Raw genomic sequence first — 12,843 nt, forward strand, 5'->3', positions numbered from 1 at the left:
TTTTCATGTTAGGACAGATGGTGGATCAAAATCCAGATGTTGCAAAACAAGTCCACGACGAGGGTCATGAGGTAGCAAGTCACTCGTATTCTCATCCACAATTGAATACACTTTCGACAGATGAATTACAAAGGGAAATAAATAAAACCAACAAAGCTATTTTCAAGGCTACAGGCGTCTTGCCTCGCAATATCCGTCCCCCTTATGGCGCTATTGATAAAAAAAGTGCTGAAACAATTGGCATGCCAATTATTCAATGGGATATTGACTCACAGGATTGGAAATCAAAAAATCCTGGAACAATCAATAATGTTGTTAAACAGAATGTCTTTAATGGCGCAATCATCTTAATCCACGATATCCATCCTGAATCAGTCAAAGCTGTACCAGGATTGATCTCTATGTTAAAACATGAAGGATACGAATTTGTGACGATCGATCAACTATTGTCAGGAAAACAAAAACCATTGCATCAATATTTTGGTATGAATGATGAACGACTAGTAGAATAAAAGAAAAGCGAACGTATTGGCGTTCGCTTTTCTTTTATTCATAAACATTTGTAGTAAATATTTGAATAAGTAAATGAGAAACTGCTTTAGGCTGCATCTCAGAAAAATCTTTTAGCCAGCGTTCAATCAACCCGATCGAGCCACAGACAAAATAACTCAAACATAACTCTAATTCTTCTCTTGTTGCATCTTCGAAATAAATAGTAAAGCGTTTAAACGTTTCCGGTCTGATTTTTTCCAATAACAAATCTAATAAATGACTGTTATTAAGCAGAATCAAATGACTTACACTAGGATTTTCTTGCAGTATAAGTAATAATTTTTCTAGCCATAGATCTAATGGGAGATTTTCTTGTTGCAAATTATCTGCAATTTGTTCAACGATTTCTTTCTCAATCTCCTCTAAAAGGTCTGCAGTATCTTTGTAATACTTATAAAAAGTTCCTCGATTGATATCAGCACGCTGGGCAATCTCTGTAATTGTGATTTTTTCAAATTCTTTTTCCATCAAAATCTCTTGAAATGCTTTTCGAATCACTTTTTTTGTATATTGTGTTCGGCGATTTCCAACTATTCCTACCATAACTTCAATCCTTTCTATACAAAAATAACTTAAATGTTTATTTAATAACAGATGAATAAGATTTGAGGATTGCCCCTTTTTTTCTTTCTTAGTATACTAACGCTATGTGATTAAATCAACAGGTGTTCAAAATATGGAGGCGTTATATGAGTTATGTAGAAGTAAAAAATACGTATAAAAGATATAAAATGGGCGAAACCACGATTACCGCTAATGAAGACCTATCCTTTTCAATTGAAGAAGGAGAACTAGTCGTTATTTTAGGTCCAAGCGGAGCTGGAAAATCGACTATTCTAAATATATTAGGTGGGATGGATTCACCTGATGAAGGTCAAATCATTATCGATAATATTGATATTGCACAATTTTCGGATAAACAACTTACAGAATATCGGCGCAAAGATGTAGGCTTCGTTTTTCAATTTTATAATTTAGTCCCAAATCTAACAGCAAAAGAAAATATCGAGTTAGCAACAGAGATATCACCGAACGCACTTGACCCAGATGCTGTGCTTAAGCAAGTAGGATTAGAAAATAGGTCCAATAACTTTCCTTCTCAATTATCAGGTGGCGAACAGCAACGAGTGTCCATTGCCCGAGCGCTAGCAAAAAATCCGAAATTACTTCTTTGTGACGAACCAACAGGAGCATTAGATTTTGAAACCGGTAAACAAGTATTGAAGCTGTTGCAAAGCGCAAGTCGTCAAGCTGGAAATACTGTTTTAATCATTACGCACAACAGTGCCATTGCTCCCATTGCTGATCGCGTGATTCGTATTAATGATGCTACAGTGCGCTCTGTAGAAATTAATGAATCCCCTATTTCAATCGATGAGATCGTTTGGTAGGAGGAAACAAATGAAAAATAAGACGTATTTAAAAGCAAGCTTACGAGAAATCAAACAGTCTAAAGGAAGATTTATCGCTATTGTTTTAATCATCTTTCTAGGTACTTTTTTGTATGTAGGTGTCAAAGCAACTGGGCCTATTTTGAATCATTCTGCAAGTACTTATGTTGATGAACATAACTTAGCTGATATACAGGTTACATCAACACTAGGTATCACCGATCAAGATCTTAAAGTAGCTAAAGAGTCAGGGATTCAAGTGGAATCAGGCTATCAATTTTATTATGTAGCAGAAGCAGATGAAGTTGTCCAAATCAATTCTTACAACAAAAGCCAAAAACAAAACGCATTAATCCTTGAAGAAGGCCATTTACCAAAGAATAGCAATGAAATTGTCTTAGATACACAAGCGAAAGAATATGGCTATCAGTTAAACGATACTTATACTATCGACTCGCAGGATACTATAAAGGATAAAAACTTCAAAATCGTTGGTTTTGCCAACTCGCCCCTATTTATCAGTAAAGCTGAACGAGGCTATGCGAATGTTGGCAGTGGTACAGTAACATATTTTGCTTACCTTCCCGAAAATCAATTTCTGAGTGATGTCCAATCGGTGCTCTATCTGTCTTTTGATAATGTGAAAGATTTAGAAACTTACTCTGATTCCTATCAAGAAAAAATGGAAAAGAATCAAGAAAAAGTAGAAACGCTTTTTGCTGATCGTCCACAAGAACGTGTAGCAGAAATCAAACATGACGCAATGGAAGAATTGAAACCTGCTAAGGAAAAAATTGAAACTGGAAAAGCACAGCTATTAGATGCACAAACAGAATTAGATGCTGCTAAAGCTCAGATTGAACAACAAAAAAGTGCAACCCTTCTGTTACCGTCTCAACAACAAGCTGGTGCTATTGAACAACTGAAAACTGCTGAATCGACATTGATTAAACAACAAAATCAAATCAATGAAGAAAAAGAGAAGTTAGCTGATGCAGAATCTACATTACAAAAAAAAGAAAATGAAATAAATGAAATGGAAGAGCCTACTTATTTATTTAATCTAAGAAAAGATAATCCTGGGTTTCAAGAATACGGCGGTTTATCTGATCGTATAGCGGCAATTGCAAATGTCTTTCCAGTATTCTTCTTTTTTGTAGCAGCTTTAATAACTTTTACCACCATGACTAGAATGGTAGAAGAAAATCGAAAAGAAATTGGCACATTAAAGGCTTTGGGATATGCAAAAAGAGAGATAGCTCGAAAATATATCATCTATGCTCTTTTATCATCTAGTATAGGAATTCTCTTAGGAGCTGTACTAGGTATCGAATTTCTACCTCGATTAATCTATTTTCTTTCTAGTGAACGGTATCTTTTAGGTGGTGTCCGGGTTTACTATGTTTGGGGGCCAATCATTCAAGCTACAGTCGCCTTTATTCTTGCTACTTTAGGTGCAGCCCTTGTTGTCCTCTATCGTGATTTGCGAGAAAAACCAGCGCAACTATTGCAGGCACGTGCACCAAAGCCAGGGAAAAGAATTTTTCTAGAATACATTCAACCACTTTGGTCACGCTTGAGCTTTAATCAAAAAATCAGTTACCGAAACATTTTTCGCTATAAATCACGAATGATTATGGCAATAATTGGGATCGCAGGATGTGCAGGACTTATGGTCGCTGGAGTGGGTCTAAAAGATTCATTAAGTGCTGTTTCGCAAAAACAATTTGGTCCTATCACTGATTATCAAGCAATCGTCACATTAAAAGATAGTAAAACAAACAATACCGAAGTTTTTGAAATATTAGAAGAAGATCCAACAATTCAACAATCCCTGCTTGTATTGAATGAAACAATTGAGTTACGGTCCAAAGAACAAGGAAAGCAAAGTCTGTCTTTAGTGGTACCTTCTGATACTGACTCATTCTCGAACTATATGCATCTACACTCTACCGATGGAAAAAAAATGTCACTAGATGATGGGGCCATCCTAACGATGAAATATGCGGAGCTTTTTGATATCCACATTGGAGATGAGCTAACCTTTTATGATAAGGATCAAACAGCTGTAACAGTGAAGATAGCTGGTATCGCTGAAAATTATTTAGGTAACTCACTTTATCTTTCTAGAAATGACTATGAAAAAGCAACAAATACGAACTATCAGCCTACATCGCTTCTTATCAAGAGTAAAAAGATGGAACAAAAGCAAGAAGACGCATTAGCTAAAGAACTATTGAAAACAGACCAAGTTCAGAATACTACCTTCCTGTCTAGTCAAATCAAAGCGCAAAATGAGTCCATGGGGAATCTGAATTCCATTGTTCTTATCTTGGTCATTTTATCTGGTGCCTTGGCATTTGTTGTTCTATACAATTTAACAAACATTAATGTATCGGAAAGGATTCGGGAACTCTCTACAATTAAAGTTTTAGGTTTTTACGACAAAGAAGTTACAATGTATATTGTTCGTGAGAATGTTGTCTTTACTTTGCTAGGGATCCTAGCTGGTTATGGAGTCGGATACTTACTGACTGATTTTATTCTCCGACAGGCATCGATGGAAAACATGGTTTTTCCATTAGTGATTAGTTGGGCTGCTTATGCGTTAGCCGGCGGCATGACCATTTTATTTACAATCATTGTTATGTTGGTTACTCATTATAAATTGAAGCATGTTGATATGATCGACGCATTGAAATCAAATGAATAATTTTCCCATACAAAAAATGGCGGTCAGTGTCTTATTAAGACTACTGGCCGCCATTTTTTATTTAATGTTTTCACGTGAAACAATTTCTAAGACTTCACAGAATAGTTTGGTGCTTCTTTAGTAATTTGCACATCGTGAGGGTGAGATTCTTTCAAACCATTTCCGCTCATTTGGATAAACTGTGCTTCATCTCTTAGTTGTTTTAAGTTCGCTGCTCCAACATATCCCATCCCTGATTTTAGACCGCCGATCATTTGGAATAAAATATCTGCAACACTGCCTTTATAAGCCACTCGGCCTTCAATTCCTTCTGGAACAAGTTTATTTGCTTCATTAACTCCACCTTGGAAATAACGATCACTTGAACCTTTTTCCATAGCTCCTAGTGACCCCATTCCCCGATAGGTTTTGAAACGTCGACCTTGATAAATTTCAAATTCCCCTGGAGATTCATCCGTTCCTGCCAACATACTTCCTAGCATAACTGCATGTCCGCCAGCAGCCAAAGCTTTGACAATATCACCAGAATATTTGATACCACCATCTGCAATAATGGCTTTTCCATATTGTCGAGCCACTGAGGCAGCATCATAAATAGCCGTTAACTGAGGGACACCTACACCAGCGACAACACGTGTCGTACAGATGGAACCAGGACCAATACCAACTTTAACGACATCTACACCAGCGTCGTATAGAGCTTTTGTTCCCTCAGCAGTTGCGACATTCCCTGCAATTAATGTTGCTTCAGGAAAATGTGCTCTGATTTCAGAAATTTTACGCAGTACGCCTGCACTATGTCCATGAGCAGTATCGATTACGATCGCATCTGCTCCAGCATCTAACAATGCTTGTGCTCTTTCAAAGGTATCACTGGTCACACCTACAGCTGCCGCTACTAATAAACGGCCATGAGTGTCTTTAGCCGCGTTGGGGAATTCAATGACTTTTTCAATATCTTTGATCGTAATCAATCCACTTAAAATACCTTCATCATCAACGATCGGTAATTTTTCGATCTTATGTTTTTGCAAGATTTTCTCTGCATCTTTCAAAGAAGTACCAACCGGTGCCGTAACTAATTTTTCTTTGGTCATTACATCAGAAATTGCGATTGAATAATCCGTAACAAAACGCATATCTCGATTCGTGATGATTCCAACTAGTTTACGATTCTCCATTGTTTCAACAATAGGGACACCGCTGATTCGGTATTTACTCATAAGGTGTTCTGCATCTGCTACTAGATGACTAGGTGTTAAGAAGAACGGATCAATGATTACGCCACTTTCAGAACGTTTTACTTTCCGCACTTCATCTGCTTGGGCAGCAATACTCATATTTTTATGAATGACCCCTAATCCACCTTGACGAGCCATTGATATTGCCATTTTACTATCAGTTACTGTATCCATACTGGCACTCATGATCGGTATATTTAACGTAATATTTTTTGCAAGCTGCACATGCATATCCACATCATTTGGCAACACATGACTTTCTGCAGGTATCAATAATACATCATCAAACGTTAACCCTTTTTTTACAAATTTGGTTTCCCAGTTGGACATTTTTGTAACCACTCCTTAAAGTTAATATGTATTTTTAAAAAAATAGCAAATATTTTTTCATAAGTCAACTATTCGGAAAGCTTTCTTATTTATTCCTGTGTAATCTGAGAAAACAGCCAGAATCACAAAAGATTTCTATTTTCTCCCTCTTGTATGACACATAATAAAAAAGACCCACACGCATGAATGACATGTGGGAACTTATTATTATCCTCTAGGAACAGATAAGCTACTAATAATATTGTATTTCTTCTTCAAGTAATATTTAGCTGCTAGTGCCACAGCCCCAATCACAATTTCGATTAATGGGTCGACCTGTGGATTAAGTGGTGGTTGAAGCATAGCAGAAAGTGAGATAGTCACGATCCATACTAAGAAAGCTCCAACTAAAATCAAAATAATTTTCCACATTTTCGGACGTTTACTTTTATCTGCGCCTGGACGTTCATATTGATACATGTACTTGTACATTAAGTAGAAGACCCAACCAGCTAACATGGCCATTAAGAAGAGGGTCAACAATCCGTAAGGCTGTGCTTGACCTTTTGTAAATACCCCCATCACGCCGAGCATTAATCCAAAAATACCTAAAATAAGCAACGTATTGTCTAACCACATCAAGAATGGACCTGATTCTTTTTGTTCAACTGGCTTCGTGATGATTGCTTCCGTACGTTCAGAGACTGTCCCAAAAAGTTGTCTAGCGGTTTTACCACCTTTTTGTTCTTGAACAAGAATCGGTAACATCTCATGTAATGCGACAGTTTTTTCTTCTTCAGAAAGATTAGCTGCCTCCAAAGATTTTTTTAAATCAAAAATATATTGTTGGTTACGTTTTGTTAGTTGTTTTTCTAATTCACGATTTTCGGAAACATACGAGCGCAGAGTTTCTGGTTCCATAAATCATTTCTCCCTTCTGCGTGATTTCTTCACAAAGGACATTTTACCATATTTTTTTTTGGAAGAAAGCCTTTTATACATTAAAACGGAATAACATAACATCGCCGTCTTGAACGACGTATTCTTTTCCTTCTAAACGAACACGCCCAGCTTCTTTTGCTGCATGCATATTGCCATACTTATCCAAATCTTCAAAGGAAACAGTTTCTGCACGGATAAACCCTCGCTCGAAATCTGTATGAATAATTCCTGCAGCTTGAGGCGCTTTGATTCCTTTTCGGAAAGTCCATGCACGAACCTCTTGTTCCCCAGCTGTAAAGTAAGTGGCTAATCCTAATAAATCATAGGCCGCACGAATCAGTTGATCTAAACCAGATTCTTCAATGCCTAAAGCTTCCAAAAATTCTGCTTTATCTTCATCATCCAATTCAGCGATTTCTTCTTCTGCTCGAGCACTAATGACGATCACTTCCGCATGTTCACTCTCGGCAAATTCTTTCACACTTTTAATATAGGGATTCTCTTCTGCATTTGCCACATCATCTTCTGCAACGTTTGCTACATATAGAACAGGTTTTGTTGTCAGCAAAAACAATCCTCTAACGATTTTTTGTTCTTCTTCAGTAAATTCAATAGAACGTGCGGATAGACCTTCTTCTAAAACAGGTTTAATTTTATCTAAAACTGCTAATTCAGCTACAGCATCTTTATCTTTTGTTTTCGCAACTTTAGCAACACGTGCATAACGTTTATTGATAGATTCTAAATCAGCCAAGACTAATTCTAAATTAATAGTATCGATATCCGCTAGTGGATCTACCCGTCCTTCAACGTGTGTAATATTGTCATCATCAAAACAACGGACTACATGACAAATAGCATCTACCTGACGGATATGACTTAGAAATTGATTTCCTAGTCCTTCTCCTTTACTAGCTCCGCGAACGATTCCTGCGATATCCGTAAATTCAAATGTTGTCGGTACAGTTTTTTTTGGATGTACTAATTCCGTCAAACGTTGTAAACGCCAATCAGGGACTTCCACCATCCCTACATTTGGATCGATCGTAGCAAAAGGATAGTTTGCTGCTTCCGCTCCAGCTTTCGTTATAGCATTAAATAAAGTAGATTTACCTACATTAGGTAGTCCAACGATTCCAGCAGTTAAAGCCATTTATTATTTCACTCTTTCTCTTTTTTTTCTAGGATTTTTTTCATTTTTTTGTCGAACTCACGGCGAGTAAGCATAACAATATGGCCACAGTTCGTACATTTTATTTTGATGTCCGCACCCATACGGATAATTTCCCAACGGTTTGCTTTACATGCATGGGGTTTCTTCATTTCAACAATGTCACCAAGATCATACATATTTATCACCTCAAGCTTCATCAAATTGAATGTTCAATAAATCAAGGATTCGTGTTAAATCTTTCTGTGAAAGGTACTCAATCTCTATTTTCCCCTTACCTTCCTTTTCATGGATTTCAACATTTGTCCCAAACTTGTCCATTAGTCGTTCTTCACTTTCCCGCAAATAATAGGGTTTTTCACGAATCAAACGAGGAATTTTCTTCTTCTCATTTTTAGCATCATTCATTTCAGACACTAATTGTTCTAATTGGCGAACAGTAAGATTTTCTTTCACACATCGATTGGCTAATTTTAAAATCAGATCTTTGTTTTTTAACCCTAGCAGTGTGCGCGCCTGTCCCATTGATAAGCGTTCATCTTGTACCATCTCTTTTACCAACTTTGGCAATGATAATAGACGAAGATAATTTGCAATATAAGGACGACTTTTGCCTAATCGTGTTGCCACTTCTGCTTGTGTTAATTTAAGATTTTTCATCAGCATTTCATACGCTTCAGCTTCTTCTAAAGGATTTAAATCTTCTCTTTGCAGATTCTCTAGAACAGCTACTTGCATCATTGCTTCTTCATCAAAATCACGGATAATTGCAGGTATCGTTTCTTTTTTTGCTAACTTGGATGCACGAAAACGTCGTTCACCAGCAATGATTTCATAGCCCTTTACAGTAGATTTTCTAACAATAATCGGCTGAAAAACACCTGCGTGTTGAATTGAATTAGCTAGTTCTTGAAGTGAGACTTCATCGAAGGTTTTACGTGGCTGGTAAGGGTTTGGTCTTAATTCATTTAAAGGGAGCTCAACCACTTCCTCTGTTTTGATATCTACTTCTTCTAAGCCTTGAAGATCTTGAAATAGTGCATCGATCCCCCGTCCTAAACCTTTCCCTTTATTTTTCACGAGTCAACACTTCCTTTGCTAATGTCTGATATACTTCAGCACCCTTTGAACGTGGATCATAATCAATAATAGATAGACCATGACTTGGGGCTTCTGATAAGCGTACATTACGTGGAATAATTGTCTCATAAACTTTTTCTTGGAAATAACGACGAACTTCTTCTACTACTTCAGCACCTAGATTTGTCCGTGCATCGTACATTGTCAACAAAACACCTTCAATTTCTAATTCAGGATTAAAGTGCTTTTGAACTAGACGCACGGTATTCAATAACTGACTTAGTCCTTCCAATGCGTAATATTCACATTGAACGGGTATTAAAATAGAGTCGCTGGCTGTAAATGCGTTGATCGTCAAATGTCCAAGAGAGGGGGGGCAATCAATAAATATATAGTCATATTGATCTTTGATTTCATTCAATGCCGATTTCAAACGAGATTCCCGAGCCATCATTGAAGTTAATTCAATTTCAGCACCAGCTAATTGAATCGTCGCAGGAACAATATCTAAATTCTCACGACTACTTGGCAATATTGCCTCTACGATTGGTGTTTCATTCACCAATACATCGTAGATATCTTTATCAACATCTGGTTTACGAATTCCTACTCCACTTGTGGCGTTTCCTTGAGCATCAATATCTACTAGTAAGACTTTTTTTCCTACATAAGCCAAACAAGCACCCAGGTTGACTGTAGTTGTTGTTTTGCCTACGCCGCCTTTTTGATTTGCCACCGAAATAATACGTGCCATTCTGCTTCCTCCTACTTGATTGGTTGTTTCGCCGGCAAACCAGGTTTGCGCGGGTATTTTTTTGGCGTTTCTTTCGTTTTTTTGATGATCAAAAGATGCCGTTCATCATTACTAACAGGCAATGTCAATTTTTTTTCTTCAATAAACTTACCACCAAGTAATGCGATTGCTGATTTTGCTTCTATTAATTCTTCTTCGCTTTTTGCTGCTTTTAAGGCAAAGAAATACCCGTTCTTTTTAACGAGAGGCAAGCATAGTTCCGTTAAAATATTTAAACGAGCTACTGCTCGAGCAGTGACATAATCAAAGGATTCTCGGAACTCTTTTTGACCAAATGTTTCTGCTCGATCGTGAAACAAGTAAACATCTTTTAAACCTAAATCTGCCACTAAAGTTTGTAGAAAAGTAATCCGTTTATTCAGTGAATCAACGATTGTTATCTTTAGTTGTGGGAAGATGATTTTCAATGGAATACTAGGAAAACCTGCTCCAGAACCGACATCACATAAATGTGCATCTTCTTTGAATGCTGTCACAAAAGCTAAAGAAATCGAATCATAAAAGTGTTTCAAATATACTTCTTTTTGATCGGTAATTGCAGTGAGGTTCATTTTTTGATTCCATTCAATCAACCGATCATAGTAAGTAGCAAATTGCTTGAGCTGTTCAGATGACAACTCAATTCCTTGAATAGATAATTGTTTTTGAAATTCTTCTGGCAGCATAATGAATCCTTTCTATTTTTGTGAAACAGAAAAATGTTTCACAGACTAATTCCTACTTTAACGCAAAAAGTTTTGAGATGCAATAGGAATACATTGCTTTCAAAGAGATTTTAATTTTTCCTCGACGGTTTTTATTTAATTGTTTGTGGTTAGTTTATGGCAAAAATTTGAACTTGTACTCAGACAAAAAAATGCATCATTTTCCATGACCGGTAAATACTAACTCACTAGACTTAAAAAATACAATTACAAAATTGTATCTGTATTCTGATGAAATTGTTACTTGTATGAATAGTCAGTAAGCAGCTGTAAAAGTGTATTATCAGTTCTATCAATTTTTTAGTTAAATAATATAGAAAGAATCTGTTTTTCAAAAAAATTGATCGATAAAATAAGAGCTACCCTTCAACATGAAGGATAGCTCTTATTTTTTCTATTATTAATTAATGAACGCGAGGTTCATTATTTTCTTGCATACGATCAGATGTTCGTTCTACTGCACCTTTAGCTTTTTCTGTTTGTCGAGAAGCAAAATCTCCTGTTTTTGATGCCGCGTTGGAGACTTTATCTTGAACTGTCTCGCTATCTTCTTGATACTCAGCTTCTGACTTAATGTCGACCACATTGATATTGACTTCAATTACATCTAGTTGAGTCATATTGGCTACTTCTCTATGAATCACTTCTTTAACTCTCTCCGCAACTTCTGGAATATTTCGTCCGTACTCTACCACAATATCCATATCAACAGCGACTTGTTTTTTGCCAACTTCAGTATTGATCCCAGAGGTTACATTATCTGTATTTACTAATTTCTCTGCAATATTTGAGAAAAACCCTCCATCAACTGTTAACAGACCATCAACATCTTCCAGAGCGATACCAATAATTTTTTGAATAACTTTATCATCATAGGTCAAAGAACCATTTACGGATGTTTCTCCAGTAGGACCTTGAAATCCACTAGGTTTTTCTGTCTGATTATGATGTTGGTTTCCAACTGTTGCTTGGTGCTGTTCAACCGCTTCTTGCGCATGAGGTACAACTGGGTCTGGTGCTTCTGTCATCGGAATATCGTTTTCTTTTGTCGTATGATCCGTGTTTGGTACGACTGGATCTGGATGTGCACTTACTGGTTTTTCATTTTTTAATTCGTTTTTTTCGTTATTCATTTAAATTCCTCCTGAGTTCTTATTGTTTTAGAAATTGATCTAACATTCCCGTTCTCTGTACGTACATCCCTAGGGCAAAGCCTAATCCTGTGAGCATAATGATCAGTAGTGTTTTGAAAAAGCCAATGCTGACAAATAGTAAAGCTAACACTAATCCAATCGCTCCAAAGATAATAGGGATCTTATATTGTTCAAGCTCTTTCATTGATAGACCTCCTATTCTACACGTGGATTTTCTGTAGTGTTCTGTTCTTCGTAGTTCGTATAAGAAACATCGACTTTGACTTTTTCACTTGATCCTAACGTTCTCTGCAAATCTTGCTGGATCTCAGTCATCAAATTCTCTGTTTTACCTACCAATGCAGAAGTACGTTTTAATCTTCCTTTGATTTTTACGCTGATTCGATTTTTAGTTGCTTTAACATTCACTTTAGGTCCATCAACAAATTCTTTTTCACTAACCTTTGTTCGTACTAAACCTTCAATTGCTTTTTTATCAATCGACAATGTTCCTTTATCCTCTTTCAAAACAAAAGTAGCTTTTGTTCTAGGATAGAAGATAATAACTAGAATGACACAAAGGAAAAAGATAATTAGAACTGCTGCTGCCCAAAAAAGATATTGTTGTAGGAAATAATTCGTGAAAAAGAAGGAAATAAATCTTTCTTTTCGATCTAAGCCAAACGGTAAACTAAAATAAGGATTGCCCAATAATAATATTGGCAATAACACAGTAATAAAAATCAATGAAACTACAATCGCTAAAGTTTTCCATCCTTTATTCATAAGACAC

Annotated in this window: 14 protein-coding genes; 3 read left to right on the forward strand and 11 right to left on the reverse strand. The window is 36.5% G+C overall.

From position 1 onward, the window contains the following. The coding region (locus DVW06_RS14095) for a polysaccharide deacetylase family protein (protein ID WP_153226863.1) at positions 1–512 on the forward strand (512 nt) is incomplete at its 5' end. A 34-nt stretch (positions 513–546) separates the two neighbouring features. Here DVW06_RS14095 and DVW06_RS14100 read toward each other — a convergent pair. Beyond that, entirely contained in the window at positions 547–1,095 is a 549-nt protein-coding gene (locus tag DVW06_RS14100; RefSeq protein WP_003129161.1) for a TetR/AcrR family transcriptional regulator, read from the reverse strand. Between the two features lie 146 nt (positions 1,096–1,241). Between DVW06_RS14100 and DVW06_RS14105 the strand changes: the two genes are divergently transcribed. Both DVW06_RS14105 and DVW06_RS14110 read left to right on the forward strand, forming a co-directional pair. Beyond that, positions 1,242–1,943: an ABC transporter ATP-binding protein gene (locus DVW06_RS14105; RefSeq protein WP_005473109.1), complete on the forward strand. Its 702-nt coding sequence runs from the start codon at positions 1,242–1,244 to the stop codon at positions 1,941–1,943. Between the two features lie 10 nt (positions 1,944–1,953). Then, positions 1,954–4,656, forward strand: coding sequence for an ABC transporter permease (locus DVW06_RS14110; protein WP_005473108.1), 2,703 nt, complete (start codon positions 1,954–1,956; stop codon positions 4,654–4,656). Positions 4,657–4,742: 86 nt separating this feature from the next. Here the strand turns inward: DVW06_RS14110 and guaB are convergent, their stop codons facing one another. The 10 genes from guaB to amaP form a co-directional block, all read right to left on the reverse strand. Next, positions 4,743–6,227: an IMP dehydrogenase gene (gene guaB / locus DVW06_RS14115; RefSeq protein WP_003129164.1), complete on the reverse strand. Its 1,485-nt coding sequence runs from the start codon at positions 6,225–6,227 to the stop codon at positions 4,743–4,745. Positions 6,228–6,434: 207 nt separating this feature from the next. Beyond that, a complete protein-coding gene (locus tag DVW06_RS14120) occupies positions 6,435–7,127 on the reverse strand; it encodes a DUF1129 domain-containing protein (RefSeq protein ID WP_003129165.1) in 693 nt (230 codons plus the stop codon). A gap of 73 nt (positions 7,128–7,200) precedes the next feature. Further along, on the reverse strand, positions 7,201–8,301 hold the full coding sequence (gene ychF, locus DVW06_RS14125; RefSeq protein WP_029487362.1) for a redox-regulated ATPase YchF: 1,101 nt from the start codon (positions 8,299–8,301) through the stop codon (positions 7,201–7,203). Between the two features lie 8 nt (positions 8,302–8,309). Continuing rightward, positions 8,310–8,498: a DUF951 domain-containing protein gene (locus DVW06_RS14130; protein ID WP_021148890.1), complete on the reverse strand. Its 189-nt coding sequence runs from the start codon at positions 8,496–8,498 to the stop codon at positions 8,310–8,312. A 10-nt stretch (positions 8,499–8,508) separates the two neighbouring features. Beyond that, positions 8,509–9,399, reverse strand: coding sequence for a ParB/RepB/Spo0J family partition protein (locus DVW06_RS14135; protein ID WP_003129168.1), 891 nt, complete (start codon positions 9,397–9,399; stop codon positions 8,509–8,511). Continuing rightward, a complete protein-coding gene (locus DVW06_RS14140; RefSeq protein WP_003129169.1) occupies positions 9,389–10,153 on the reverse strand; it encodes a ParA family protein in 765 nt (254 codons plus the stop codon). Before DVW06_RS14140 ends, DVW06_RS14135 begins: the two co-directional genes overlap by 11 nt. Positions 10,154–10,164: 11 nt before the next feature. Beyond that, positions 10,165–10,878 (reverse strand): 16S rRNA (guanine(527)-N(7))-methyltransferase RsmG, encoded by a 714-nt coding sequence (rsmG, locus tag DVW06_RS14145; RefSeq protein WP_003129171.1) that lies wholly within the window; start codon positions 10,876–10,878, stop codon positions 10,165–10,167. Between the two features lie 443 nt (positions 10,879–11,321). After that, positions 11,322–12,050, reverse strand: coding sequence for an Asp23/Gls24 family envelope stress response protein (locus tag DVW06_RS14150; RefSeq protein WP_005473101.1), 729 nt, complete (start codon positions 12,048–12,050; stop codon positions 11,322–11,324). Positions 12,051–12,069: 19 nt separating this feature from the next. After that, entirely contained in the window at positions 12,070–12,255 is a 186-nt protein-coding gene (locus DVW06_RS14155) for a DUF2273 domain-containing protein (RefSeq protein WP_005473099.1), read from the reverse strand. An 11-nt stretch (positions 12,256–12,266) separates the two neighbouring features. Further along, positions 12,267–12,836, reverse strand: a complete 570-nt coding sequence (gene amaP, locus DVW06_RS14160; RefSeq protein WP_021148896.1) for an alkaline shock response membrane anchor protein AmaP — start codon at positions 12,834–12,836, stop codon at positions 12,267–12,269. Between the last annotated feature and the right edge of the window lie 7 nt (positions 12,837–12,843).

Origin of the sequence: Enterococcus sp. ARL09-542, from assembly GCF_005234805.1 — a bacterium.
In the GTDB taxonomy this organism is placed as follows: domain Bacteria; phylum Bacillota; class Bacilli; order Lactobacillales; family Enterococcaceae; genus Enterococcus_D; species Enterococcus_D gallinarum.

Bases quoted from the DNA above. Each gene is read 5' to 3' on its own strand.
- DVW06_RS14150 (WP_005473101.1), bottom strand. From the start codon at position 12,050: ATGAATAACGAAAAAAACGAATTAAAAAATGAAAAACCAGTAAGTGCA.
- DVW06_RS14140 (WP_003129169.1), bottom strand. From the start codon at position 10,153: ATGGCACGTATTATTTCGGTGGCAAATCAAAAAGGCGGCGTAGGCAAA.
- rsmG (WP_003129171.1), bottom strand. From the start codon at position 10,878: ATGCTGCCAGAAGAATTTCAAAAACAATTATCTATTCAAGGAATTGAG.
- DVW06_RS14130 (WP_021148890.1), bottom strand. From the start codon at position 8,498: ATGTATGATCTTGGTGACATTGTTGAAATGAAGAAACCCCATGCATGT.
- DVW06_RS14105 (WP_005473109.1), top strand. From the start codon at position 1,242: ATGAGTTATGTAGAAGTAAAAAATACGTATAAAAGATATAAAATGGGC.
- DVW06_RS14100 (WP_003129161.1), bottom strand. From the start codon at position 1,095: ATGGTAGGAATAGTTGGAAATCGCCGAACACAATATACAAAAAAAGTG.
- DVW06_RS14155 (WP_005473099.1), bottom strand. From the start codon at position 12,255: ATGAAAGAGCTTGAACAATATAAGATCCCTATTATCTTTGGAGCGATT.
- amaP (WP_021148896.1), bottom strand. From the start codon at position 12,836: ATGAATAAAGGATGGAAAACTTTAGCGATTGTAGTTTCATTGATTTTT.
- DVW06_RS14120 (WP_003129165.1), bottom strand. From the start codon at position 7,127: ATGGAACCAGAAACTCTGCGCTCGTATGTTTCCGAAAATCGTGAATTA.
- ychF (WP_029487362.1), bottom strand. From the start codon at position 8,301: ATGGCTTTAACTGCTGGAATCGTTGGACTACCTAATGTAGGTAAATCT.
- guaB (WP_003129164.1), bottom strand. From the start codon at position 6,227: ATGTCCAACTGGGAAACCAAATTTGTAAAAAAAGGGTTAACGTTTGAT.
- DVW06_RS14110 (WP_005473108.1), top strand. From the start codon at position 1,954: ATGAAAAATAAGACGTATTTAAAAGCAAGCTTACGAGAAATCAAACAG.